This window comes from Saccharothrix hoggarensis, from assembly GCF_042678885.1.
GTDB classification, from domain to species: domain Bacteria; phylum Actinomycetota; class Actinomycetes; order Mycobacteriales; family Pseudonocardiaceae; genus Actinosynnema; species Actinosynnema hoggarensis.
Genome location: NZ_JBHTLK010000089.1, coordinates 1 through 25,404 on the forward strand (window position 1 = coordinate 1; position 25,404 = coordinate 25,404).

General features: G+C 73.5%; 20 protein-coding genes and 1 pseudogene. 11 read left to right on the plus strand and 10 right to left on the minus strand.

The window, feature by feature from the left end:
* Positions 1-762 (minus strand): annotated as a pseudogene (locus ACFQ3T_RS18115) (hypothetical protein); the annotation flags it as partial.
* 125 nt (positions 763-887) lie between these two features.
* On the opposite strand from ACFQ3T_RS18115, the gene ACFQ3T_RS18120 reads away from it, so the two are divergent.
* Complete coding sequence (locus ACFQ3T_RS18120; protein ID WP_380724465.1) at positions 888-1,829, plus strand: TolB family protein; 942 nt, start codon at positions 888-890, stop codon at positions 1,827-1,829.
* Positions 1,830-1,938: 109 nt separating this feature from the next.
* Here ACFQ3T_RS18120 and ACFQ3T_RS18125 read toward each other — a convergent pair whose 3' ends face one another.
* Genes ACFQ3T_RS18125 through ACFQ3T_RS18135 form a run of 3 tightly spaced genes read right to left on the minus strand, consistent with a single transcriptional unit; the run spans position 1,939 to position 5,629 of the window.
* Positions 1,939-3,156 (minus strand): rhamnosyltransferase WsaF family glycosyltransferase, encoded by a 1,218-nt coding sequence (locus ACFQ3T_RS18125; protein WP_380724466.1) that lies wholly within the window; start codon positions 3,154-3,156, stop codon positions 1,939-1,941.
* Positions 3,153-4,595, minus strand: coding sequence for a lipopolysaccharide biosynthesis protein (locus ACFQ3T_RS18130; RefSeq protein WP_380724467.1), 1,443 nt, complete (start codon positions 4,593-4,595; stop codon positions 3,153-3,155). Before ACFQ3T_RS18130 ends, ACFQ3T_RS18125 begins: the two co-directional genes overlap by 4 nt.
* Positions 4,580-5,629 (minus strand): glycosyltransferase family 2 protein, encoded by a 1,050-nt coding sequence (locus tag ACFQ3T_RS18135; RefSeq protein WP_380724468.1) that lies wholly within the window; start codon positions 5,627-5,629, stop codon positions 4,580-4,582. Before ACFQ3T_RS18135 ends, ACFQ3T_RS18130 begins: the two co-directional genes overlap by 16 nt.
* Before the next feature lie 80 nt (positions 5,630-5,709).
* Between ACFQ3T_RS18135 and ACFQ3T_RS18140 the strand changes: the two genes are divergently transcribed.
* The 3 genes from ACFQ3T_RS18140 to ACFQ3T_RS18150 all read left to right on the plus strand — a co-directional run bounded on the left by ACFQ3T_RS18140 (position 5,710) and on the right by ACFQ3T_RS18150 (position 9,225).
* Positions 5,710-6,561: a glycosyltransferase gene (locus ACFQ3T_RS18140; protein WP_380724469.1), complete on the plus strand. Its 852-nt coding sequence runs from the start codon at positions 5,710-5,712 to the stop codon at positions 6,559-6,561.
* Positions 6,558-7,826: a hypothetical protein gene (locus ACFQ3T_RS18145; protein ID WP_380724470.1), complete on the plus strand. Its 1,269-nt coding sequence runs from the start codon at positions 6,558-6,560 to the stop codon at positions 7,824-7,826. Before ACFQ3T_RS18140 ends, ACFQ3T_RS18145 begins: the two co-directional genes overlap by 4 nt.
* An 85-nt stretch (positions 7,827-7,911) precedes the next feature.
* Positions 7,912-9,225, plus strand: coding sequence for a cytochrome D1 domain-containing protein (locus ACFQ3T_RS18150; RefSeq protein ID WP_380724471.1), 1,314 nt, complete (start codon positions 7,912-7,914; stop codon positions 9,223-9,225).
* 61 nt (positions 9,226-9,286) lie between these two features.
* Here the strand turns inward: ACFQ3T_RS18150 and ACFQ3T_RS18155 are convergent, their stop codons facing one another.
* Both ACFQ3T_RS18155 and ACFQ3T_RS18160 read right to left on the minus strand, forming a co-directional pair.
* Entirely contained in the window at positions 9,287-9,451 is a 165-nt protein-coding gene (locus tag ACFQ3T_RS18155; RefSeq protein WP_380724472.1) for a hypothetical protein, read from the minus strand.
* Between the two features lie 56 nt (positions 9,452-9,507).
* Positions 9,508-10,728: an MFS transporter gene (locus ACFQ3T_RS18160; protein ID WP_380724483.1), complete on the minus strand. Its 1,221-nt coding sequence runs from the start codon at positions 10,726-10,728 to the stop codon at positions 9,508-9,510.
* A gap of 86 nt (positions 10,729-10,814) precedes the next feature.
* On the opposite strand from ACFQ3T_RS18160, the gene ACFQ3T_RS18165 reads away from it, so the two are divergent.
* The 3 genes from ACFQ3T_RS18165 (at position 10,815) to ACFQ3T_RS18175 (ending at position 15,395) form a co-directional block, all read left to right on the plus strand.
* The gene (locus ACFQ3T_RS18165) at positions 10,815-11,732 is read left to right on the plus strand and encodes a WecB/TagA/CpsF family glycosyltransferase (RefSeq protein WP_380724473.1); all 918 of its coding nucleotides are present in this window, start codon (positions 10,815-10,817) and stop codon (positions 11,730-11,732) included.
* 2 nt (positions 11,733-11,734) lie between these two features.
* Complete coding sequence (locus ACFQ3T_RS18170; protein ID WP_380724474.1) at positions 11,735-13,777, plus strand: glycosyltransferase; 2,043 nt, start codon at positions 11,735-11,737, stop codon at positions 13,775-13,777.
* Between the two features lie 94 nt (positions 13,778-13,871).
* On the plus strand, positions 13,872-15,395 hold the full coding sequence (locus ACFQ3T_RS18175) for a serine/threonine-protein kinase (RefSeq protein WP_380724475.1): 1,524 nt from the start codon (positions 13,872-13,874) through the stop codon (positions 15,393-15,395).
* A gap of 120 nt (positions 15,396-15,515) precedes the next feature.
* Here the strand turns inward: ACFQ3T_RS18175 and ACFQ3T_RS18180 are convergent, their stop codons facing one another.
* Positions 15,516-16,301, minus strand: a complete 786-nt coding sequence (locus tag ACFQ3T_RS18180; protein ID WP_380724476.1) for an enoyl-CoA hydratase/isomerase family protein — start codon at positions 16,299-16,301, stop codon at positions 15,516-15,518.
* Positions 16,302-16,377: 76 nt separating this feature from the next.
* Here ACFQ3T_RS18180 and ACFQ3T_RS18185 point away from each other — a divergent pair, with 76 nt between their 5' ends.
* Together ACFQ3T_RS18185 and ACFQ3T_RS18190 are read left to right on the plus strand one after the other, a co-directional pair.
* Entirely contained in the window at positions 16,378-16,845 is a 468-nt protein-coding gene (locus ACFQ3T_RS18185; RefSeq protein ID WP_380724477.1) for a GNAT family N-acetyltransferase, read from the plus strand.
* Between the two features lie 113 nt (positions 16,846-16,958).
* Entirely contained in the window at positions 16,959-17,492 is a 534-nt protein-coding gene (locus tag ACFQ3T_RS18190) for a LuxR C-terminal-related transcriptional regulator (protein WP_236594835.1), read from the plus strand.
* A gap of 309 nt (positions 17,493-17,801) precedes the next feature.
* Here the strand turns inward: ACFQ3T_RS18190 and ACFQ3T_RS18195 are convergent, their stop codons facing one another.
* On the minus strand, positions 17,802-20,621 hold the full coding sequence (locus ACFQ3T_RS18195; RefSeq protein WP_380724478.1) for an ATP-binding protein: 2,820 nt from the start codon (positions 20,619-20,621) through the stop codon (positions 17,802-17,804).
* Positions 20,622-20,841: 220 nt separating this feature from the next.
* Between ACFQ3T_RS18195 and ACFQ3T_RS18200 the strand changes: the two genes are divergently transcribed.
* On the plus strand, positions 20,842-22,077 hold the full coding sequence (locus ACFQ3T_RS18200; RefSeq protein WP_380724479.1) for an ABC transporter substrate-binding protein: 1,236 nt from the start codon (positions 20,842-20,844) through the stop codon (positions 22,075-22,077).
* A 34-nt stretch (positions 22,078-22,111) separates the two neighbouring features.
* On the plus strand, positions 22,112-22,552 hold the full coding sequence (locus ACFQ3T_RS18205) for an SRPBCC family protein (protein WP_380724480.1): 441 nt from the start codon (positions 22,112-22,114) through the stop codon (positions 22,550-22,552).
* A gap of 132 nt (positions 22,553-22,684) precedes the next feature.
* Here the strand turns inward: ACFQ3T_RS18205 and ACFQ3T_RS18210 are convergent, their stop codons facing one another.
* Both ACFQ3T_RS18210 and ACFQ3T_RS18215 read right to left on the minus strand, forming a co-directional pair.
* A complete protein-coding gene (locus ACFQ3T_RS18210) occupies positions 22,685-24,262 on the minus strand; it encodes a phytoene desaturase family protein (protein ID WP_380724481.1) in 1,578 nt (525 codons plus the stop codon).
* Complete coding sequence (locus ACFQ3T_RS18215; RefSeq protein ID WP_380724482.1) at positions 24,259-25,296, minus strand: NAD-dependent epimerase/dehydratase family protein; 1,038 nt, start codon at positions 25,294-25,296, stop codon at positions 24,259-24,261. The genes ACFQ3T_RS18210 and ACFQ3T_RS18215 overlap by 4 nt, the downstream gene beginning before the upstream one ends.
* Positions 25,297-25,404 lie beyond the last annotated feature (108 nt).

Consider the following 25,404-nt stretch of genomic DNA (forward strand, 5'->3'; position numbering starts at 1 on the left):
ACGGGGCGGGGCCGGCGGCTGCGCCTCGGCCACCTCAGCGGGAGGCGCGGCAGCGGGCACGGCGGCGGCGGGAGAGTTCTCCGCGGAAGGGGCGGCCTCGTCGGGCGAAGGAGCCCCGCGCCCACGCCGACGACGCAGGTGGGCGATCACGCTGTCCGACGCGAACGTCGCCGCCAACGTGACCAGCATCATCAGCACGAACGCCGCGCCCGCGTACCGGACCTTGCCGCCGATCTGCGCCTCGGCCGTCGTCGGGCTGACGATCACCTGCGACGTGATGAACGTCGACTCCGGCGCGTTGAGCTTGCGCTGCTGCCCCTCCAGCTCGGCGCGCGCGAAGTCCAGCACCGTGGTCACGAGCCGCTCGGCCTCGTCCGGTGACTCGCTGTCGGTCACCACGAACATGAACGGCCCGTTCTGGCCGCCGCCGGACGCGGTGAAGTTGGACGTCGAGTCCTTGGTGATGCCGAGCTTCTCGCGGGTCTTCGGGTCGGCCAGGATCTGCGCGATGATCTGCGACGTGGTCGACAGGCTGCTGTCGAACGCGAGCAGCGGGTTGACCCGGATCGCCTCCTCGGGGGAGACGTTCTCGGAGAACGTGCCACCGGCCGACGGCGAGGTGAGCACCATCACGCCGGTCGACTCGTAGCGGGTGGGGATGGAGAAGAAGATCCCCGCGGCCAGTCCGACGGCGAGGAGCGCGGACGGCAGGGCGACGTACCACCGCCTCCGCACGACGCGCAGCGCGCCCCAGAAATCCATCGCTCCCCGATCCGCGTTTACCCTGCGTAGAGGCCCGCAAGGTCTTGTTACCCTGAAATCGGCCGACTCGCGCCTTGTCGTTACAGGTGGTGATGGAATTGGGCTCGCGGCGCACCGCCCTCGCCGTGACCGCCATCGTACTGGTCGTCGTGGCAGGCGCGGTCTACGTGACGGCGGCCGTCCTCGACGGCCGCCCGGTGGCCCCCGCGCCGGCCGCGGCGGCGTCCGCCGAGGGCGACCTGATGTACGTGGAGCTGGCCGACGGCAGGTCGCGGGTCGAGCGGCTGGACCTGGCCGACCCGGCCGTCCGCACCGCCACGGACCAGTCCTGCCAGCGGTTCTACCGGGCCGGTGGCACCGCGGTGTGCCTCGAACTGGAGGGGCCGGGGCCGACGTACGCGGCGGAGGTGTCGCGTGACGGCGCCGTGGTCCGGTCCGTGCCGCTGCCCGGGATTCCCAGCCGTGCCAAGGTGTCCGCGTCCGGGCGGATCGTGTCGTGGACGTCGTTCGTCACCGGCGACTCGTACGCCGTTCCGGGTGGTTTTTCGACCCGCACGGGTTACCTCGACGTGACGACCGGGGAGGTCGTGGAGTCGCTGGAGGGCTTCGTCGCCGACGTCGAGGGCAAGCGGTGGGAGGCGCAGGACGTCAACTACTGGGGCCTGACGGTGGGCGCCGACGACCGCACGTTCTACGCGACCCTCGCGTCGGGCGGCTACACGTGGCTGGTGAAGGGCGACCTGGTGGACCGCCGCGTCGAGTCGCTGCGCCGCGACGCCGAGTGCCCGTCGCTGTCCCCGGACGGCACGAAGATCGCCTACAAGAAGCGCATCGGCCGCCTGGGCCCGTGGGACCTGGCCGTGCTCGACCTCGCGACCGGCGTGGAGCGCAGGCTGCCCGGCACGGCCGGCGTGGACGACCAGGCCACCTGGCTGGACGACGAGCGGATCGCGTTCGCCGCCGTGCCCCGGGACGCTCAACGGGCCGCCGTGCACCTGGTGGACGCCGACGGCGCCACCCCCGCGACGCTCCTGGTGCCGGACGCCACCTCCCCGTCCCCGGCCTGACCGCACGAGCCCGCCGACCACGCACCCGCCGGCCGCACTCCGGTCAGCCGCAAGCCCGCCGACCACACGTCGGACCGGCTCGCGCCGGGCAACGACACCCCCGACAGCCTCACGCCCCCAGCTCCCGCCGGAGCACCTCCTCCAGCTCGTGCCCCGCCGCGTCCCACGAACGCCCGGTCACCGAAGCGGACGCCGCCGCCGCGAGCGCGTCGAAGTCCGGCGCGGTGACCACTTCGGACAGTGCCCGCGCCAGGTCGTGCGGGGTGGCGGGCGCGTAGCGGACGTGGTCGTTGTCGAGCACCACGCGGTTGTGGTGGGCGTCGTTGACGACCGGCAGGCACCCGGCGGCCAGCATCTCGTGCGGCACGAGGGACACGTTCGTCATCGACAGCGTGAGGCCCGCGTAGCACCGGTTGTAGATGTCGTTCAGCTGGTCGGGTGTCACCAGGCCGTGGTCAACGTGCCGCGGGCCGAGCCTGCCGATCTTCTCGCCGTACGTGTGGATCGCGACGTCCGGGTGCCGTTCGGCGAACAGCTCCAGCGCCAGGAGCCCGATTTCGATCGCCCTGCGCGGAGCCAGCCGCCGGGCGTAGAACACCACGCCGTCCCGCCGCACGCCCGGCGTCAGCCGGTACCGGTCGGTGTCGCAGCCGAAGTCGAAGGAGTCCGCCGGCATGTCCACCGACGTGCGCAGCTTCTCCGCCAGGTAGCGGCCGGCGGTGAAGCCGTGGAACCCCATCCGGTACGTGTTCTCCGCCAGCGCCGACAGGCCGCCCACGGGGAAGAACCACGGCTCGTAGTCCTGCACCAGGTAGAACCGCCTGCCGGCGCACGGGTCGTTGAACACCGGGTAGGCGGTCATCCACGCGGTGGCGAAGACGGCGTGCGCGTCGGCCATCCCGTCCGACACGTCGAGCACCGGGCCGCGGAAGCCGGGGAACGCCGACCGGATCACCGGCTCGTGGTCCACCGCACGGCTGCCGTACACGTCGTAGAGGTACAGCCGGCAGGTGTGCCCCGACGACTCCAGGTGCCGGATCAGCCGGAACATCGTGGTGTGCCCGCCGGACCCCGGTGACGGCGGCGTGCTCACCCAGTTCACGACCAGCCGCCCGTCCGCCGGGACGTCGGGCACGACGACGGGCCGCCGCACGGAGATGTCGGCCGCGCGGACGTCCTCCAGGCGCACGGGGAACACCTCGGCGTCCGCGGCGAACCGCCGCGCGGCCCGGCCGAGGGCGCGCGCGCCCAACTGCCGCACGCCTTGCGCGCGCACGATGCGCGTCACCTGGTGCGCACGCCGCTGCAACCGCCGGACGACCTTCACGCGCCACCCCTCCGAAGCAGGCCCAGCACCTCGTGGCGCAGGGGGAACACCACCGCCGCGTACGCGAGGGACGCCAGCGCGCCACCCACCAGCAGCCGCCACAGCGCGTCCGCCGTCACCCACTGCACGCCCGACGCCACCGCGACCATCACCACCCCGCCGAGGACGGGCCGCGCGACCGCCGTGCCGAGCACCCGCGCCCGCAACCCGTAGGGGCGGAAGGCGACGAGGTACGCGGGCACGACCACCAGGAGCACGACGAGGCTCTGCGCGGCCGCGACGCCGCGGATGCCGTCCAGGTGCGCGCCCAGCACCAGCAGCGGCACGAGCCCGAGCAGCCACCCGAGGTGGATGACCAGGATCGCCCGCGACCGCCCGGCGCTCGCCAGGTAGTCGTACCCCAGCTCCAACGCCACCCGCAGCGCGCCCAGCAGCACCAGCAACGCCAACGCCTGCGCGGCCGGCGCCCACCGCTCGCCGTAGACGGTCCGCACGAGCGGGTCGGCCAGCGCCGCGAGCAGCACGCACGCCGGCACGGTCACCAGCGCGAGGAGCCGCAACGCCCGCGCGAACGTCCGCGCGAACAGCTCCGGATCATCTCTGACCTGCGAGAACGCGGCGAGCGACACGCTGCGCACGGGTTGCGAGAACGCCGCCACGGGCCAGTTCGCCAGGTTGAACGCCAGCAGGTAGAACCCGAGCGGCACGGTGCCCAGCACGCTGCCCACGACGATGTAGTCGACGTTCATCACGCCGAACACGAGCAGGCTGCTGCCCGCCAGCGGCAGCCCGAACGCCAGCAGCCCGCGCGCCTGCGCGGCGTCGAAACCGGGTCGGTAGCGCCGCGGGGTGTAGGCGAACATCACCACGGCGGCGACCACGTTGGTGGCGATCCGGGACCACGCGAGGCTCCACGCGCCGAACCCCAGCACGGCCAGCACCACGACGACGGCCGTGCCGACGACGAACGCGGACGTGTCCGCGACGAACTTGTGGTCCTGCCGGAACTCCCGCTGCAGCAACGCCCCCGGCACCGCCGAAGCGCCCGCGACGACCAGCGACAGCGACATCAGCTGGATCACGCCGGTCGCCTGAGGGGTGTCCATCGCCGCGGCGAACCAGGGCGCGCCGACGACGCACCCGACGGCGAGCAGGCAGCCGGACGCGATGGACAGCGTCGTCACCGTGGGCGCGAGTTCCGCGACGGGTTTCTCCGAGCGGACCAGGGCGACGCTGACGCCCATCTCGCTGACGCTCATCACGATGTTGAGCACGACCAGGGCGACGGCGAAGACGCCGAACTGCTCGGGCGCGACGAGCCGGGCCAGCAGGACGCCGACGCCCACCTGGCTCAGCCGCTGCACGAGGCTGTTGACCGCACTCCACCGGATCGCCGAGGTGACCTTCCGCTCCAGGCCGGCGGTCACTGGCCGCGCCACTTCCAGACCTGCTTGCCGACGAGGCCGGCGCCGCGCTTGGCCAGGTGGCTGCCCACGAACAACTGGGTCCGGCTGCACAGCCGGGGCCCCAGGGCCCGACGCCGCCGCAGCGCCCGGTACTCGGGCAGCCGCTCGGTGTCGGCGCACACCCGCCGCGCGAACGCCAGCAGCTCGTCCACCGGGATCTCGTCGAGCTTGTCGCGGTCGTAGGCGCGCACGGCCCGCCACAGCGCGTCCTTGGCGATCGACCGGTTGGCCAGCGACCGCAGCCGCGGCGGCAGGTCGGGGTGCTCGGCGAAGAACCGGTCGAACACGGCCTGCCGCTGCTCCAGGTCGGCGAACAGGGACGAGAACCGCGTGCGCATCATGCTCTGCTGGTGCACTCGGTAGTAGGCGGCGGGCTTGCCGCGCACGTACCCGATGTCGGACACGGCGGCGATGCGCATCCACATCTCCAGGTCGCCCGCGTGCGGCAGGTCCGGCCGGTAGCCGCCGACCCGCTGCTGGACCGACGTGCGCACCACGGCCTCCGGCGACGACAGCACGTTCTGCCCGGTGCGGCAGCGCGCCTCGATCCACTCGACGCCGGGCCACACCGTGCGGCCCGGCGGGGGAGTGAGGACGGACGGCAGGTCGTCGTGGTCGGAGTAGTAGACGACCCGGCCGTACACCATGCCGACGTTCGGGTTGGCCTCGAACACCGCGGCGGCACGGGCGAGCGCGCCCGGCGCGAGCAGGTCGTCGGCGGAGAGCAGCACCGTGTAGTCGGCTTTCGCCCACTCCAGCAGGCCCTCGTTGTAGGTCGCGATGTGGCCCTGGTTGACCTCGTGCCGCCGGCCCTCGACCCGCGGGTCGGCTGTGAGCTGCGCCACCACCTCGGGTGTCTCGTCGGTCGACGTGTCGTCGATGATCAGCACGCGCACGTCGACGCCGGGCTGGTCGAGCACGCTCTTCACGCACGCGCGCAGGTACCGGGCGTAGTTGTAGCACGGGATGACGACGTCGACCGTCGGTCGTGCCGGTGGCTCAGTCACGCCCTACTCATCGTGCCGGACCGCGGATCGTTAACGACGCGGGCGCGATCCCGATGTACGGGACAACGGGAAGGGGTTCCATGGACCACGTCGTGCTGACGCGCTTCAACCTGCCGTCCGTCGGCGCGGAGAGCGTCGTGCGGGCGCGTGACGGGTGGCTGACCGAGCGTGTCGGGCTGTTCGAGCGGTACTGCCTGCCCTCGGTGGCGGCGCAGACGTCCTCGAACTTCCGGTGGCTCGTCTACTTCGACCCGGAGAGCCCGCAGTGGCTCAAGGACCGCGTCGCGGCGCACGGCGACGCGTACACCCCGGTGTTCCGCACGCAGGTGGGTCACGACGACCTGGTCGAGGACATCGGCAAGCTCTTCCCGGTCAAGGGCGACGAGCTGATCACCACGAACCTCGACAACGACGACGGGCTCGCCGCGAACTTCGTGGCCCGCCTGCAGGCCGCGCCCTCCACCGGCCGCCGCACCGCGCTGTACCTGGCGAACGGGCTGGTCAAGAGCCCGGGCGGGGTGTACGCCCACCACGACCGGGACAACGCGTTCGCGTCCATGCGGGAGAGCTGGGACGACCCGGTGACGTGCTGGGCCGACTGGCACAACCGGCTGCACCGGCACGCCGAGGTGGTGTCGCTGGGCGGCGCGCCAGGCTGGCTGCAGGTCGTGCACGGCGGGAACGTCAGCAACCGGACCCGCGGCAGGCTCGTCGCGCCCGCGCCGTACCGGCCGCTGTTCGGCGACGCGCTGGACGACGTGCCGACGCCCGCGGGCCGCGTGCTGGCGCGGGACCGGTTGGTGGGACGTCCCCTGCGGGTGGCGCGGGACGCGGCCAGGCACGTGGCCAAGACGGCGGCGCTGCGGCTGCTCGGACCCGGCGGGTTCGAGAAGGCCAAGCAGGTGCTCGCGGCGCGCGGGCGCGTGAGGTGAACCGCTTCCGCGCGCTGTCGGTCGTCGTGCTGCTCGCCGTGACCGCCGCGACCGCCTGCACGGCCTCGGAGGCGGAGCCGCCGCCACCGCCGAAGCCCGTGTCCGTGGTCATCCCGTCCGTCGACTACTACAAGAAGTGGGCCAACGGCCCCAACCCGACCGGCGACCCGTCGGTGTTCCCGATCACCGTGTGGATGCAGGACCCGTCCGGCGTCGAGAACGGCAGGAAACTCGGCCTGGCGTACCCGGAGATCGGCATCGACACCGGCATCGGGCTGTGGGAGGACGAGTGGTGGTACCTCCGCCAGGAGGGCCTCCACCAGACGGACTGGCGGGTCTACGTGGACGCCACGCGCGTCGACGCGGTCCTGGCCGACACCGCGCACGCCCGCAACTACGTCGGCTACCTGGTGGCCGACGAGCCGGACATGAACAAGGTCTACGGCGACGTGTTCCACCCCGACATGCAGCCCTCGGCGATCGTGCGGGCCGCGGACGCCGTGCGCGCCAAGGACCCGACGCGGCCGACGTACGTCAACTTCAGCCCGTGGATGGGCACCCCGACCGGCGAGGTCGGGTACGGCTACATCGAGGAGTCGTACGAAGAGGACATGCGCACGTACTGCTCGGCCGCCGACATCGCCTCCGCCGACTACTACGGGTGGACGCACCCGGACCGGGGTGACACGGTCGGCGCGTACAGCTACGGCCAGGTGATCGACACCATGCGCAAGTGGTGCGGGCCGGACAAGCCGCTGTACGGGTTCGTGGAGACCGGGCACCCGCACACGCACGGCGAGATCATCGACCCGGACCAGCTGGAGTCGGCGGTCTGGAACACGGTGCTGCACGGCGCGACCGGCATCAACTACTTCGCCCACAGCTTCTACACCGAGGGGCGCGGCGAGTACTCCAGCGTCCTGACCAGGCCGGAGATCACCGCGCGGGTCACCGCCGTGAACGCGCGGCTGAAGTCGCTGGCGCCGGTGCTCAACGCGCCGCACCTGCCGGGCGTGACGGCGTCCGCCGACAACGGCATCCCGGTGTCCGTGCTGCACAAGGAAGTCGGCGGCGAGCGCTGGGTCCTGGCGCAGACCGACGGCACCCGGCAGCACCCGCGCAGCCTCGCCGCGACGGTGACGCTGACCGTGCCGGTGGGGTCGGGCACGGCCGCGGTCGTGGACGAGGACCGCACCGTGCCGATCGTGGACGGGAAGATCGTGGACGACTTCGGCCCGTACGGGGTGCACGTGTACCGATTCTGACCGGTCCGCGTCCCGTGGCGTGCTAACGGCCGGGCGCGGGTCGTCGATGGGCCCATTACCGCAACTCCAGCAGACGGAGGCCGACGTGTCGTTCGGACAGATCCGCAAGGTGCGCGCCCTGTGCGCCACGGTCGCGTTGGGGGCGGGGCTGCTGCTCGTGCCGTCGGCCTCGGCGGCGGAGCCGGGCCGGGTGCTCGGGTACGTGGCCAACAACGGCGGCGGGGTGTCGGTGCTCGACACGGCCACGAACACCGTCACCGGCACGCTGGCCGACTCGGGCGGCGATTCCCCTTACGGCGTCGGGGTGGCGTTCGACGGCGCGCGCGGGTACGTGACGAACGTCCGCGACGACACGCTCACGGTGATCGACACGCCGACCAACACCGTGGACGCGTCGGTGCCGGTGGGCGACGGGCCGGCCGGTGTCGTCGTCTCGCCGTCCGGTGGTCACGTGTACGTGTCGAACTACCGGGCGGGCACGGTGTCCGTGGTCGACGCGGCCACGTTGACCGTGACGGAGACGATCCCGGTCGGCGCGAACGCGGACGGCGTCGCGATCACCCCGGACGGCCGCCGCCTGTACGTGGCGCACGACGTGGTCGGTCCGGGCACGGTGTCCGTTGTGGACACCACCACGAACACGGAGGTCGCCGACATCCCGACCGGTGACACGCCGACCGCCGTCGCGGTGACGCCGGACGGCGCCAAGCTGGTGGTGGTCAACAAGTTCTCGAACAACGTGGCCGTGGTCGACACCCGGTCGAACGCGGTGATCGGCACGGTCCCGGTGAGCTTCATCCCGCACGGCGTCGCGATCGCCCCGGACGGCGTCCGCGCGTACGTCACCAACAGCGAGGGCCACAGCCTGTCGGTGGTGGACCTCGCGGCGCTGGCGCACGTGGCGCGGGTGCCCGTGGGGACTCGGCCGATCGGCGTGGCCCTGACCCCGGACGGCGCCCGGGCGTACGTGACGAACTTCGGCTCCGGCACGGTGTCCGTCGTGGACACCGCCACGCTGGCCGTGTCCGCGACGGTGCCGGTGGGCGTGAACCCGGTCGGCATCGCGGTCAACGCCGTCCCGGCCGCGCCCACCCGGCTGGCGGCCGGACCGGCGCAGCTCCAGCTCCGCCTGCTGGGCTTCACCGTGCGCGGGCTGGACGCGACGCTGACCGAGTCCCACACCGGACGCCCGGTGGCGGGCAAGCGGGTCACGTTCCGCACCGTCAAGGGGCACCCGCTCTGCACGGCCACCACGAACTCCGCGGGCAAGGCGCAGTGCGACGCGAACGTCCCGCTGCTGGTGGGCGTCGCCACGCTCCTCATGGGCTACACGGCGAGCCACGCGGGCGACACCGCCCACGGCCCGTCCGCCGCGCACGGCCCGATCGGCCTCCTCTGACGTCGACCGCCGGACCGCGGCCCGTGCGCCCTCGGGCGCACGGGCCGCTCTTCACGGGGCGTTATCGGGCTCGGCGGGTGGCGCGCACGGCCCGCACGATGACCACGATCGAGCCGATGACGAGCAGGGCGCCCAGGCCCTGGAGACCGGGCGAGTCGTCGGCTTCCCCGTACACGACGGCGGCGACGCCGACCGCGATGCCGAGGAGCGGGAGCAGGAACTTCACGGGTCTCCGATCAGACGTGGAACCTTCGGTTCTGTCGACCGAGTATCACTCGAATCCTATCGAATTTCAATAGGCGACGTGCGGGTGGTCAACCACCACGCCACGAGCACCGCCACCACCAGCGAACCGACGGCCGCCCACACGGCCGTGCCGAAGCTCGCGAACTGCAACAGGAACCCGAACGCCACGGACGACACGAGCCGCGCCAGCGCCTGCCCCGTCTGCACCACCGCCAGCCCGGACGCCCGCAGCGCCTCCGGCACCAGACCGCTCACCCGGGCGGACAGCACGCCGTCCGTCGCCGCGTAGAACAGGCCGTGCAGCACCAGGGCCACGCCGACGCCGACGTACCCCGTGCCGGCCGCGAGCAGCAGCACGTAGACGCCGAGCAGCAGCACGTGCCCGCCGAGGAACACCGGCCACCGGCCGACCCGGTCCGCCAACCGCCCCGCGGGCGCCGCCGCGGCCAGGAACACCAACGCCGTGCCCAACGGCAGCAGCGGCAGCAGGTGCAGCGGCGCGTCGGTCGCCTTCTGCACCAGGATGAACACGAACGCGTCCGACAGCGTCGCCAACCCCAGCACGGCCGACGCCACCGCCACCCGCCGGTACCCGGCCTGTCGCAGCAGCGCCAGACCCGACAGGAACGACGGGCGCGCCGGCGCGGGCCGCGGGTTCTCCCGCACGAACGCCACCAGCACGATCAAGCCCACCGCGGCGAAGCACGCGCTCACCACGAACACCGGCCCGGCGACCGTCCCGACCACGTACAGCAGCAGGAACGTCACCAGCGGGCCGAGCAGCGCGCCCACCGTGTCCATGGCCCGGTGCAGCCCGAACGCCGCGCCCAGCCGGTCCGGCGGGGTCGCCAGGGAGATCAGCGCGTCGCGCGGCGCGGTCCGCAGCCCCTTGCCCGCGCGGTCCGCGGCCAGCGTCGCGCCGATCCCGAAGGCCGACGCGCCCACCAACGGGAACACGAGCTTCGTCACCGCGGACAGTCCGTAACCGACCGCGGCCACCGCCTTGTGCCGGTGCGTGCGGTCGGAGACGTGCCCGCCGACGAGCCGCAGCACCGCCGTCGCGCCCGTGTACAGCCCGTCGAGCACCCCGAACTGCGCGTAGCTCATGTTGAGCGTGAACAGCAGGTAGACCGGCATGAACGCGGTGACCATCTCGGCCGACACGTCGGTCAGCAGGCTCACCGCGCCGAGTGCGACGACCGTGCCGGGGACCTTGCCCTTGACGCGGTCGCCGGTCCGGGCGGACGCGATGTACATGCCCCCGTTATCGGTCACGGGTGGTGACCGTTACCGCCGCCGGGGTCCGCCGTAACGGGCGCCCTCCCGAACCCGATGACGCGGGTATGCCGGACATCTCCCAAGCCCGCGTCCGCGTGGGCGCCGTCGACGTGTGGGCCGTGCGGGAGTCCGGGGTCGCCGACCACGTCCGCGCGGCGTGGGGCCGGTCCGAGGGCGGCGCGATCGTCACGGCCAACGTGGACATCGTGCGCGCCGCGACCCGCCGCCCCGACCTGGCCGCGCTGATCGCCGAGTCCGAAGTGGTCGTCGCCGACGGCATGCCGGTGGTGTGGGCCGGACGGCTCGCGGGCGTGCCGGTGCCGGAGCGCGTCACCGGCTCGTCGCTCGTCTTCACGCTCGCCGAGGCCGCCGCCCGCGTCGACCGCTCGGTGTACCTGCTCGGCGGCGCGCCGGGCGTCCCGGAGAAGGCCGCCGAGGCGCTGCGCGCCCGGTACCCGGGGTTGGCGGTCGCGGGCACGGACTCGCCGCCGTTCGGGTTCGACGCGTCGGCCGAGGCCACCGCCGAGGCCGTGGCCAAGGTGCGGGAGGCGGAGCCGGACCTGGTGCTGGTCGGCCTCGGGTTCCCCAAGCAGGAACGCCTGATCCGCCTGCTGCGCGCCGAGCTGCCGCGCACGTGGTTCCTGGGTTGCGGCGCGGGCATCCCGATGGCGGCCGGCGAGTTCCGCCGCGCGCCCGGCGTCGTGCAGAAGGTCGGCGGGGAGTGGCTGCACCGCCTCGCGCTCGAACCGCGCCGGCTGGCGAAGCGCTACCTGCGCGACGACCTGCCGTTCGCGTTCCGCCTGCTCGGGGGCGCGCTGCGCGCCCGGTTCCGCGGGGCCGCCACCGCCACCGCCACCGCCACCGCCACCGCCACCGCCGACGGTGTCGGCAATCCGACCGCGGCCGACGGCAATCCCGCCGCAACCGGCAGCGCCGGCAGCACGACCGCCGCCGACGGCGTCGGCACCCGGACCGGGGAGTAGAAGTGCCGCTTGCCGTGGTCGTCGTGACCTACCACAGCGCCGATGTCGTCGAGGACTGCCTGAAGTCCGTCGCCGCCGCGCTGGAGTCCATCCCGGACAGTCAAATCGTGGTGGTGGACAACGCCTCTGCCGACGACACGCTGGGCGTCGTCGCCCGCGTCGCGCCGCACGCGCGGATCGTGGCGCGGACCGCCAACGACGGGTTCGCGGCGGGCGTGAACGCGGGGTTCGCCGCCGCGCCGGACTGCGACGTCCTGGTGCTCAACCCGGACATCCGGCTCGCACCGGACACGATCACGTTGCTGCGCGCCGCCTTGGCGTTGCCCGGCACCGGCATCGCCGTGCCGCGCCTGACCGGCCCCGACGGCTCGCAACAGCTGTCGCTGCGCCGCTCGCCGAACCCGTTGCGCGCCTTGGGCGAAGCCCTCCTCGGCGGCACGCGCGCCGGTCGCGTCGACGCGCTCGGCGAGCTGGTCGTGGACCCCCTCCGGTACGAGACGGCCGGGACGTCCGACTGGGCGACCGGCGCCGCGTGGCTCATCTCCCGCGAGGCGCGCGAGGCCACGGGCGTGCTGGAGGAGCGGTACTTCCTGTACTCCGAGGAGACCGAGTACCTGCTCCGCGCCGGGAAGCGCGGGTACGTCGTACGCTACGAGCCGCGGGCGCACGCCGTGCACCTGGGCGGCGAGCAGTCGACGTCACCGGTGCTGTGGTCGATGGCCACCACGAACCGGGTGCGGATGGTCCGCGAGCGCGACGGCCGGCCGGCGGCGTTCGCCATGTGGTGCGCGGTGCTGCTCAACGAGCTGCTGCGCGCGCCGCGCGGCGTGAAGCACCGCAGGGCGGTGGCGGACCTGGTGCGCTGGCGCCGGTGGCCGGCCCGTCCCGGCGCCGTCCCGGAGCCCGGCTGGGTGTGCTTCTCGGCGCAGGACTGGTGGTACCACAACCGGGCGCACTCGGACTTCCAGCTGATGCGGTCCATGACGGCGCACCGCAGGGTGCTCGTCGTCAACAGCATCGGCATGCGCATGCCCACCCGGGGCAACAGCACCCACGTCGCCCGCCGCATCCTGCGCAAGCTGCGCAGCGTCGCGAAGTTCGTGCGCCGACCCATGCCGGACTTCTACGTGATGTCGCCGCTGCCGCTGCCGTTCTACGGCTCGCCGCTGCTGCGCAAGGTCAACGCCGTGCTGGTGCGCTGCCAGGTCCGGCTGGTGGCCCGTGCGCTCGGCCTGCGCGTGCCGGTGATCATGGTGACCATCCCCACCGCGTGGGACGTCGTGGCCCCGATGCGCCGCCACCGCCTGGTGTTCAACCGCTCCGACCGGCACTCGGACTTCCCCGAGGCCGACCGCGCCGCCATCGAGGCGCTGGAGCACCGGCTCCTCGCCCACGCCGACCACGTCGTCTACGTGAGCCACTCGCTGATGGACGAGGAGCTGCCCCGGACCGGCTCCCGCGCCCACTTCCTCGACCACGGCGTCGACGTCGACCACTTCACCGCCCGCCCGGAGGCCGAGCGGCCGGACGACGTGCGGTCGATCCCCGGCCCCCGGATCGGGTTCTTCGGCGCGCTGGACGACTTCGTGGTCGACTTCGACCTGCTGGAACGGGTCGCCGCCGAGCTGCCGGACGCGTCCCTGGTGCTGATCGGCGACGCCACGCACCCGATGGAGCGGTTCGACAAGTACCCGAACGTCCACTGGCTCGGGTTCCAGCCGTACAGCCGCATCCCGGCGTACGGGTCGGCGTTCGACGTTGCGATCATGCCGTGGCAGGACAACGACTGGATCAAGCGGTCCAACCCGATCAAGCTGAAGGAGTACCTCGCGCTGGGCCTCCCGGTCGTCAGCACCGACTTCGCCGAACTCGCCGCCTACACCGACCGGGTTCGCGTCGCCACCACGCACACCGCGTTCGTCGAGGCCGTCCGCGAGACCCTGGCCCGCGGTCCGCTGCGCCCGCCCGCAGTCCTCCGCGCCTCCGTCCAAAACCACTCCTGGCACGCCCGGGCCGCCGACCTCCTGGCCCTGACCACGCGCTGACGCCCGTCCCGCCGAGGTTGCGCCGCTGTGGTGTGCGCCGCGAACCTCGCCGTCCGGCACGAGTCGGGTGGCCGGCGCATCTAGGGTGGGTGTCGTGCAGCCACTGCCCCCGAACGCCCCGTCGCGGATCGGCGACTACACGCTGCTCGCCGCGCTCGGCCGCGGCGCGATGGGCTCGGTCTACCTGGCCCGGTCGCGCGGCGGGCGGCCGATCGCGGTGAAGGTGGCGCGGTCCGAGCTCGCCGACAACCCGGAGTTCCGCGAGCGGTTCCGCCGCGAGGTCGAGATGGCGCGGGCCGTGGGCGGCTTCTGGACCGCCACGGTCGTCGACGCCGACCCGGACGCCGACCGGCCGTGGATGGCCACCGAGTACATCCCCGGCCTGAGCCTCCAGCAGGCCGTCCAGGACCACGGGCCCCTGCCGGAACGGGCCGTGCGCCGGCTCGCCGCGGGCCTCGCCGAGGCGCTGGTCGCGATCCACGGCGCGGGCCTGGTGCACCGCGACCTCAAGCCGTCGAACGTGCTGCTGGCCAACGACGGGCCGCGCGTCATCGACTTCGGCATCGCCCGCGCGCTGGAGCACTCGGCGCTCACCGAGGCGGGCATCGTGTTCGGCACGCCCGGCTACCTGTCGCCGGAGCAGGTCGTCGGCCAGGCGATCAGCACCCAGAGCGACGTGTTCGCGCTCGGGTCGGTGCTGGTCTACGCCGCGACCGGCGGCGGGCCGTTCGGCGAGGGCGCCACGTCCGCGCTGGTCTACCGCGTGGTGCACCAGGAGCCGGACCTGTCGCGGGTGCCGCCGGCGCTGGTGCCGCTGATCGTGCCGTGCCTGGTCCGCGAACCGGCGCACCGGCCGACGCCCGCCCGCCTGCTGGAGCTGATCGGGCCGCCGTCAGCGGAACCGTCCTGGCTGCCCGCGCGCATCCACACCGTGGTCGAGCAGCGGCACACCGAGCTGAGCAAGCTGCCCGCCAAGCCGCCGACGCGGGTCATGGTGGACGACCCGCCGCCCAAGCCGCCGACGCTCGTCGCGCCCGCCCCGAAGCCGCCGACGCTCGTCGCGCCCGAGCCCGCGCCCGCGGCGGTCCCCGAGCGCGACGAGGTCCGCGCCACCGGCGTCCGGTTCCGGACGTCGCGGGTGGTGGGCGCGAGCTGGGCCGGCGCGCACTTCCTGGCGGCGCTCGTCACGGCCGCCATCGCCGACCCGAACTCCAGCGCGCCCGGCGCGGTCCGGTTGGCGGCGTTCGTCGCGTTCGTGGTGTTCGCGGTGGCGACGATCCGGTTGCTGATCGGCGTGGCCCGTTCCCCGCTCACCCTCGACGTCGGCCCGGACGGCATCACCCTGTCCAACGGCGGCAAGACCCGCCGCCTGCCCTGGTACGCGATCGCCCGCGTCAAAGTGGAGGCCCACCACGCCCGCCCGTGGTTGGTCGTGTGGCTCGTCGGCGCCGCCAAGGCGCCCGAGACGCTGGGACGCGGCAGCTTCACCCAGCACAAGGGCGGCCTGCGCGTGTACCCGATCTCGCACGAGCGCTACCGCAAGCGCCGCGACCGGGACGTGGTCGAGCTGCGCTCGGCGCTGGCCTGGTACGGATCGGCCGCCTACGACCCGCGCTGATCCACGGGGTTCCGGCCGCGGAGAGGACCCTCGTCACGCCACCGAAGTCCGACCTGCGCCGGACCTGGTGGGGCGCACCGACCGCGTGCGCGTCGGCCCACGCCCGGCGGGGACCTCCGGTCAGCGACCGCGGAACGTCGCCTTGCCCGGCCCGTCGGCCAGGAACGACCGCACCGCGCCCCGCAGGTCCTCGGTGTCGAACAGCTCGGCCGCGATCGCGGTGACGTGCGCGTTCGCCTCGGCCACGCCGCCGCTCTCGAAGTGCGCCAGCACCCGCTTGGTGGCCGCGTGCGCCAGCGTCGGCCCGGTCGCCAGCGCGTGGGTGAACTCCAGCGCGGCGTCGTCGAAGCCCTCGTCCGGCAGCACCCGGTTGACCACGCCCCACCGTTCCAGCGTGGCCGCGTCGTAGCGGTCGCCGGTCATCACGAACTCCTTGGCGCGGCCCACGCCCGCCCGCGCGGCCAGCCGCTGCGTGCCGCCCATGGTCGGGGTCAGCCCCACGACCTTCTCCACCAGCCCGAACCGGGCCCGTTCGGCGGCCAGCACGATGTCGCACGCGAGCGCCAGCTCGAACGCCCAGGTCAAGCACAGGCCGTGGGCCGCGAAGACGGTCGGGAACGGCAGCGCCGCCACCCGGTCGGGCAGCTCCAGCATCCGGTCGAACAGGACCTTGGCCCGCGCCGACGTCTCCTGCGCGTCGAACAGCCCGACGTCGACGCCGCCGCTGACGACCTTGCCCTCGAACCGGACCAGCAACGCCCGCGCGGGTCGTTCCCCCAGGTCCTCGACGGCCGCTTCCAGGAGGTCGTGCAACCCGGCGGTGTAGAGGTTCAGCGGGGGAGCGTCCACGGTGAGCACGGCCAGCCCGACCGCGTCCCGCTCGAGGCGGACCTGTTGCGCTGCCACGGGCTGTGACTTTACACGCGTCCGGAATGCCGAAAACCAGGTGTCCGAATGGCCCAGTGGAGGTGAAAATCTTCCGGTGACTTCCTGGACCGTTCAGCCGGAACCGGTTGACAGCCCGACCGCGGTGGCCGTCATCCGCACCTACCTCGCCGACATCATCGCCCGCTACTACGGTCGGCCGGCCACGCCCGAGGAGATCGATCAAGCGATCTCCGACGACCCGACGGACGACCTGGCCGCGTTCTTCGTGGGGCGACGGGACGGTGTGGTGCGAGGGTGTGTCGGTTTCCGTATGGTCGGGGCGGAAACGGCCGAGCTGAAGCGGATGTTCGTCGACCCGGAGGCCCGCGGCACCGGCGGGGGAGCGGCGTTGCTCGCCGCGGCGGAACGTGCGGCTGTCTCATTTGGTGCTGCGTCCGTTCGCCTCGACACCCGTGCTGACCTGGTCGAAGCCCGAGCGCTGTACGCCCGCCACGGCTACCGTGAGGTGTCCCCGTTCAACGACGACCGCTATGCGGACCACTGGTTCGAAAAGCGGCTATAGAGGCCATCGGGTTCCCGTATCACGGGTGTGAGGTGTCTCACTTGACACTGAATAATCGCCGCAGTTGAGTATGGGACGAAAGTCGGCCGCGGAATGAAATGGGGATCAGTCCAGTGGCTTTCGCCGTTGAGTTGACATTTCGTGATGCGCGCCAGGTGCGGAGATCCATTCATCTCGCACACCGGGAATATTGGCGTCCGCTCGCCGAGCAGGGTGTGCTCGTCGGAACCGGCCCCTGGGCCGACGGTTCCGGAGTGCTGCTGATCGTGCAGGTGCCCGACGACGCCGCTGCCCGGGACCTGGTGCGCGGTGACCCGTACGTGCGATCGCAGTCGATCGCAGAGGTGCGGATACGCCAGTGGCACGTGCTGCTGGGTGTGCCGGAGGGCGAGCGGGTGCCGGGCATCGTCCGGCCGCGCGACGGCCAGAGCGCGGAAGCGCGCTCGCGCGAGCCCTTGACGCCACACGAGCACCGGATCGCGCTGATGATGTTGGAGGGCATGACGAACCGTCAGATAGCCGAGCACTTCTCGGTGTCCACGCGGGCGGTCGAACTCCACATCACCCGCATCTACCGCAAGCTCGACATCGGCCGGCGGGCGCAGCTCGCCGCGGCGATGCCGTGGGGCCAGCGCTCGTACCTCTAGTGGGCACGTGCCGATCGGGGCACACCCACCAGGGGCGCTGGTACCGCTGGGGCTGAACCTCTCGTGCAGGTACCGGACAGGCGCGGTGCCGCGGGGATCGTCGGACACACACCCTCGATCCTCGCGGACGGCGTCAGACCCGACGTCAGGCCGCACACCGGCCGCGCGTCAGGTCACCAGATCGACTCGCTCGTGGTCACCGGACCGGCCGACGGCGTCACCGTCGGCGGATCGGTCCACGCCGTCAAGGCCACGGTCAGGCCCGCGGTGTCACGCCGGTGGCATGGCCCGCGGAGTCAGGCCACGGCGTCAGGCCAGCAGATCGGCCCGCGACGCCACGCCGAGCTTGCGCAGCACCCGCGCCACGTGCTGCTCGACCGTCCGCGGCGACAGGAACAGCACGTCGGCGATCTCCCGGTTGGTCCGTCCCTGGGCCAGCAGCCGGGCCACGTCCTGCTCCCGCGGTGACAACGCGTTGCCGTAGCCGCGCCGACCGCGCCGCGACGGCGTCGCCACGCCCGCGCCGCGCACCAGGTGCCGGCACCGCGCCGCGTCCCGGCTCGCGCCGAGCGCGTCGAACCGGGCGGCCACCTCGCCGAGCGCCGCCACGGCGGTCTCGTCCCCGTGCTCCAGCTCCACCAGCGCGATCCGCTCCGACAGCACCGCCGAGTAGTACCGCAGGCCGAGGTCGTCGGCCGCCCGGCGCGCGTCGTGCAGCAGGAACACCGCGTCGTCGTCCTCCCGCTGCACGGCCACCAGAGCCCGGCACACCTTCAGCGCCACGTGAGCGAGCGGCGCGTCCCGGTCGGCCAGCCCCGCGTCGAACTCCTCCACGAGCTTCGCCGCGTCCTCGGTGCGGCCGGCGGCGCAGAACGCGTCCACCGCGGCCGGCGCCAGCTCGCCCAGCCACGCCCACACGCCCTTGCGGCGCGCCAGGTCCAGTCCCCGGTCGGCCTCCGCGCACGCCCGCTCCGGCTCGCCGCGCTCGGACCACAGCCGGGTCAGCGCGGCGAACCCGCCCAGCGCCACCGGCGTGATCGAGTTCTCCACGGACCGCACGCCGCTGTCGGCCAGGTGCCGTTCGGCGGCGCCCCAGTCGCCGCGCGCCACGGCCAGGCAGCCCAGCACCAGGTTGATCTCGCCGGCGACCGGCAGCATCTCCCGGTACTCCTCCAGCAGCCGCGTGGCGCGGTCGGCCAGCGATCCCCATTCGCCGGTGTACCAGTCGAGGTGGATGCGGGTGGACTGCCCGGTGCCCTCGGTGAACGGCACGCCCGCGCCGACGGTGAGCCGCAGCCCCCGGTCGAGGAAGTCCCGGGCCAGGTCGAAGTGCCCGACCAGGGCGAACGCGTCGGCGAGGTTGCAGTGCGCCCGCGCCAGGTTCCGCCGGATGCCCACGTCCGACGCGGTGTCCGGCAGGCGGTCCAGCTCGGACATGACGGTGTGGTCGCCGATGCACATCCGGGAGCCGAGCTGGTTGGCCAGCAACGCGAACCGGACCTCGTCGTCGTCGCACCCGGCGATGAACTCGTCCACCTCGCGCATCCACCGCAGGTGGTCGGCCAGCGGCGTGGCGCCGACGAACGGCTGGCCCAGCACGGCCCGCGCGCGCATCGCCAGGTCCGGCCGTTCGGCCAGCTCCGCGATGGCGTGCTCGATGACGTCACGGCCGTGCTGCGGGCCGTGGAACTGGCGGATCAGCAGGAAACCCAGGTTCAGCCGCACCTCGCCGCGCGCGGCGGTGGACAACCGGTGGTCGTTGAGCAGCCGTTCCAGCGTGGCGCGCGGGTCGTGCTGGTCGAGCCCGCCACGGGCGACCTGGCCGAGCTTCACCGCGAGCCGGTCCACGTCGGCGGACGTCAGCGACGCCTCGTCGAGCAGGCGTTGGAACAGGTGCGTCGCGGTGGACGGGTCGCCGACCTCCAGCGCGCGGTCCGCGGCGGCCTCGCCGTGCCGCAGCCAGTCGGCGAGCAGCCCGGCGCGCCTGCTGTGCTCGGCGAGCTGCATGAACGGGCGGGGCGTGACCTGGTCGAGCGCGGCGAGCGCGCGTAAGTGCAGGCGTTGTCGCTCGGGACCGGTGAGGGTGTCGTAGACGGCCTGCTGGGCGAGCGCGTGGCGGAACCCGTACCGCACGCCCGCGCTCTCGTGCAGCACGCCGCTGTGCAACGCGTGGGTGATCGCGGACCGCGCCCGCGCCGGCGCGACCGCGCCGACCTCGGCGAGGAGTTCCTCGGTGGCGGGCACGCCGAGCACGGCGGCGGCCTGCGCGATGCGCCGCCCCGTGGCGGGCAGCCGGGCGAGGCGCTCGGCCATCGCGTCGCGCAGCAGCGCCGGCACCTCGACCGCGTCCAGCAGCCGCCAGTCCGGGTCGCGCAGCGCGCGCAGCATCTCCTCCACCACGAACGGGATGCCGGCCGTGCGCTCGTGCAGGCGGGCCGCGAACTCGGCGGGCACGGCGTCCACGTCGAGGATCGCGGCGGTGAGGTCGTGCACTTCGTCCACGTCCAGCGGGTCCAGCTCCACCAGCACCGACGCCACCCCGGCGGGCGGCCGGTACGCGCTGCCCAGCGGCATGCCGCCGGGCGCGTCCTCGCGGCGGTAGGTGACCAGGGTGGTCAGGTTCGGCGGCGGGTCGGACATCAGGAACCGCAGCAGGTGGCGGCAGCCGTCGTCGGCCCAGTGCAGGTCCTCCACGACGAGCAGGACGGGCCCGAGCGCGCCCAGCAGCTCGCGCACCGCGCGGAACAGGTGGTGCCGCTCGTGCCGGGGGTCGTCCGGGCGCTCGGGCGGCTCCGGCAGGTGCGCCGCGATCTCCGGCACCAGCGGCCGCAACACCCCGGTCACCGGGCTCAGCGACACCCGACCCAGGTACCCGCCCACGTTCCGCAGCGCGTCGAGCACCGCGCCGTACGGGAACGGCTCGCGCAGCGGCTGGCAGAACCCGGTGAGCACGCGCAGCGGCCGCAGCTCCGGCCGGCCGAGCAGTTCGCGCACCAGCCGGCTCTTCCCGACCCCCGCCTCGCCGGCCACCAGCACCACCGACGGCTGGGACGCGACGGCGTGCAGCACCGCGGCCAGCTCGTCGCCCCGACCGACCAGGACGGGAGAACTGGTTCGCGGTGGCGTCATGCGCACTCCAAGCGATCGGCCGACCCCTGTATTAGAACCCAGAACCCGTCACCTGCCGCACCCCCGGTGTTGGCGTGGTGTTCGGCGGACCGCGGGTGCGGATCGGGGGACGGGGAGTTCACCGACCGTGCGGTATGTCACAGGATTAGGCGATTCGGGCGAACGGTGCCAATACTCGCTACCGGCCGGTAACAGAGTGGTGGCCGGGCAACGTGAGTGGTTGGGAGTCGTCGTGGTGCGCAACCTCGTCGCCGGATCAGTCGTCCTCGCCCTGCTCGCCGCCGGCTGCGGCGCCGACGAGGAGCCACCCGTCAAGACGGGGCCCGGCGTCACCGCGGACACCATCTCGCTGGGCGTGCTCACCGACCTGACCGGCCCGTTCTCGGCCACGTCCGGCATCCGGATCAAGGGTTACGAGCTGTTCCTCGGCCAGCTCAACGAGCGCGGCGGCATCTGCGGCCGCAAGGTCGAGCTGAAGCAGATGGACCACGGCTACGACGTCGACCGCGCGTTGCAGGCGTACTTCGAGCTCGAACCCGAGGTGCTCGGGTTCATCGACGTCACCGGCGCGCCCATGACCGAGGCCATCGAGCCCGACCTGATGCAGACCCGCGCCATCGCCGCGCCCGCGTCCTGGTCGGCGACCCTGCTCGGCAACCCGCACATGGTCGTCGTCGGCACCACCTACGACCTCGACGTGATCAACGGCTGGGACCACCTCAAGCGCGGCGGCGTGATCGGCGCGGGCGACACGATCGGCCACCTCCACGTCGAGAGCGACTACGGCCGCAACGCCCTCGAAGGCAGCACGTTCACCGCCGAGCGGTGGGGCCTGAACCTCGTCGGCAGGGCCGTGCCGGAGACCGCCGACGTCGTCGCCCAGGTCACCGAGCTGCGCGCGGCCGGCGCGAAGGCAGTCTTCCTCAGCACGTCGCCGCAGCAGACCGCGACCGCCGTCGCCACCGCCGAACGGCTCGGCTGGGACGTGCCGTTCCTCGTCAACGCCGCCGCGTACGACCCGCTGATCCTGGAGACCCCCGCCGCGTCCGCCGTGGTCGAGCGGGTGCTGGTCGTGTCGCCCATCGCGCCGTTCGCGACCGACCTGCCGGGACCGCGCGCCGTCGCCGAGGCGTTCACCCGCCAGTACCCGGACCTGAAGCCGTCCGGCTCGGTCGACCACGGGTACGCGGTCGGCATGGCGTTCGGCGTGATCCTGGAGAAGGCGTGCGCCGAGCGGGACCTGACCCGTGACGGCGTGCTGCGCGCGTTCCAGGACACCAACGAGGTGGACACCGGCAGCCTCACCGGCAAGCTGCGGTTCTCGCTCGTCGGTCGGCCGTCCAGCACCCAGTCGTACGTGTCCCGGCCCGACCCGGCGACGCCCGGCGGGCTGGCCGTCGTCGCCAACCTGTTCGAGTCCGAGCTGGTCAAGCTGAAGGGCACCCGGGCGAGGTAGTTTCCCCCGGCCCGACCGGGGAATACCGGTGGGCATGATCGAGGTGCGCTTGACGGTGCCCACGTCGGTGGAGCGGGTGTTCGCCGTGCTGGCCGACGGCTGGTCCTACGCGGGCTGGGTGGTGGGCGCCGCGCACATCCGCGAGGTCGACCCCGGCTGGCCGGGAACCGGCACCCGCATCCACCACAGCGTCGGCGCGTGGCCGCTGGCGGTGAAGGACGTGACCACGGTCCTCGACGTCGACCCGCCCCGGATGCTGGAGCTGGAGGCGCGGCTGTGGCCCCTGGGCGTGGCGCGGATCAGGTTCGAGGTGGCGGCGGTGGCCGACGGCGCCGAGATCACGATGGCGGAGGAAGCCGTGAAGGGCCCGCCCTCGCTGCTGCCGGAGTCCGTGCAAGGACTGTTCCTGGTGCCCCGCAACCGCGAATCGCTGCGCCGCCTCGGCGACCTCGCCGCCCGCAAGGCCAACCCCTAGCCGGACAACGCGGGGTCGACAACGCAGGGTCGACAACGCGGAGCCAACGCCGGGCGGACGACGCAGGGCGGACAACGCAGGGCCGGGCCGCCGACCCCGAACCACCGGGTCGCGCCCGTGCCCCTGGCCCGGTCAGGCGAGGGTTCGGTGCAAGCCTCGCATGAGCAGGCGGTAGGCGTCGCCCGCCAAGCCGTTGCGCGCCAACGCCGCCCGCGCCGCGTTCGCCCCCGCCGCCCCGTGCACCCCACCACCGGGGTGCGCGGACGCGCTCGACAGGTACAGCCGGTCCACCGGCGTGTCCGCCCGCCCCAACCCCGGCACGGGCCGGAACACCAGCTGCTGGTGGATCGCGGCCGTCCCCGAGTTCGTCGACCCACCGCGCAGGCTCTGGTTGCGCGCCTCCAGGTCCGTCGGCCCGTGCACGACCCGCGCCCGCACCAGGTCCCGGAACCCCGGCGCGTGCCGCTCCACCAACGCCTCGATCTCGTCCACCCGGCGCCGCAACCGGTCCGCCGACCACGACTCGCCGCGCGGCACGTGCGTGTACGCCCACGCGGTCTCCGTGCCGGCCGGCGACCGGGTCGGGTCGGTCGTCGTCATCTGCCCCATGATCAGGAACGGCGTCCCCGGCACCCGGCCGCACGCGATCTCCGTGCTGGTGAACGCCAACCCGTTGAAGTCGCCTCCCAAGTGGACGGTCCCCGCCGCACGCGCGCCCGGCGCGGTCCACGGGATCGGCGCGTCCAGCGCCCAGTCCACCTTGATCGTGGCGTCGTCCCACTCGAACCGGGCCAGGTCCGACACCAGCGACGGCGGCAGGAACTCCGAGCCGACCAGCCCCAGGTAGAGGGCGGGCGCGGGCACGTCCGCCAGCACCGCCTTGCGCGCCCGCACGAACCCGCCGGACCCGTCACGCACCCCCAGCGCCCGCCCACCGGCCACGACGACCCGCGTCACCGGCCGCGAGCACCGCACGACACCGCCGAGCCGCCGCACCAACGCCTGGGTCAACACGCCCGCGCCGCCCTCGGGCACGGGGTAGCCGACGTCCTGCCCGAGCATCGACAGCAGCCACCCGAACGCCGCGCCGGCCGCCTGGTCCGGCCCGAGGTCGGTGTGCATCGCGTTGCCCGCCAACAACAACGACGCGCCCTCGCCGGAGAACCGCTCGTCCCCGAACGCCCGCACCGACTGCACGAACGACCGCGCGAACCGCAACGCCTCGCCCGCGCCCAACGCGCCCAGCAGCCCCGCGCCCGCCCGCACCGGCGGGAACGGCCGCATCAACGCCTCGATCAACTCCCCGCGGACCCGTTGCCACAGCGCGAACTCCGCCCGCCACGCGTCGCCGTCGCCCGCGCCGAACTCCTCCACGGATGCCGCCGTGCGGTCCACGTCGCGCGACAGCACCACGGCCCGGTCGTCCGGCAGCACGTGCGCCAGCACCTCCGGCGCCCGCCGCCACCGCAACCCGTGCCGCTCCAACCCCAGCCCGGCGATCACCGGCGACGCCGCGCCCAGCGGGTAGAACGCGCTGAACAGGTCGTGCCGGAACCCCGGCTCGGTCAGCTCGGCCGTGCGGACCGCGCCGCCGGGCTCGTCGGCGGCCTCCAGCACCAGCACGTCCCAGCCCGCGTCGGCCAGCAGGTTCGCCGCGACCAGCCCGTTGGGTCCGGAGCCGATGACCACGGCGTCCACGACATCGCTCAACGCATCTCTCCCTGTTGGCTCTGGTGCACCGGCCGACCCCAGCCCAGTCTGCGCCACCGGCCGCCGTCCCGCGGTGCGAGCGGACCCCACGCGCCGCGCCCTTCCGCGATCGCGGCGACGAACGTCTCCAACGCCTCACGCGGCCCGTGCGCGGGCGTCCACCCCAAGGCGCGGAGGCGGGCGCAGTCCATCAGGCACGCCTGGTCGGCCAGCCGCAGCCAGCCGGGGTGCATCGGCTGCAACCCGACCCGCCACGTCGGCCACGCCAACCCCCGCAGCACGGGCAGCGGCACCGGCACCAGGAACCCGCCGAACGCCCGGGCCAGCTCCGACGCGGGCAACGGCGGGTCGGCGGCCACGTTGAACGCGCCCAGCGCGTGCCGCCTCAGGATCAGCGCGATCGCGCGGGCCACGTCCTCCGCGTGCACGACCTGCGCCCGCAGCCCCCGCCACAGCGGCACCGGCACCCACCGGCGGCCCACCACGCCCGGCGGGATCAGCGGGCTCAGCACCCACCGGTCGAGTTGCGCGCCCGCGTCCGGCTGCACGACCGCGCACGGCCGCACCCGCGCCACCCCGGCGCGCCCGTCGAGCATCCGTTCCAGCTCGGCCTTCTGCAGGCTGTAGGCGCTGCCCGGCACGCCGCCGCACGGCCAGTCCTCGGTCACGCGCCTCGTCCGGACCGCCGAAGGCGTGTACGCGGCCACCGACGACGCCACGACGACGTGCGGCACACCGGCCCGTTCGGCGGCCCGCAGCACGTGCTCGCTGCCGCCGATGTTGGTGCGGCGCATGTCGGGCTCACCCGACGCGGGCTGGATCGCCCACGCCAGGTGCACCACCGCGTCCGCCTCGGCGAACGCCCTCGCCAGCACCGCCTCGGCCGCCGGGGCGCCGATGTCGCAGGTCACCCAGTCGGGCGACCCTGGCGGGACGCGCCGCGCGATGCCCACCACCGCGTCGCCCGCGTCGGCGAGCACCCGGCGCAGGGCCGTCCCCACGTTGCCGCTGGCACCCGTGACGACGACCCTCATACCGGCCCGGTTACCCCGGTCGGCCGCCGCCAAGCCCCGCCAGGCGCAGCGCCTCGGCCATCGCGCCGTTCGCCGACGGGCGCTCCGCCTGCCGGGACTGGCCGCCAC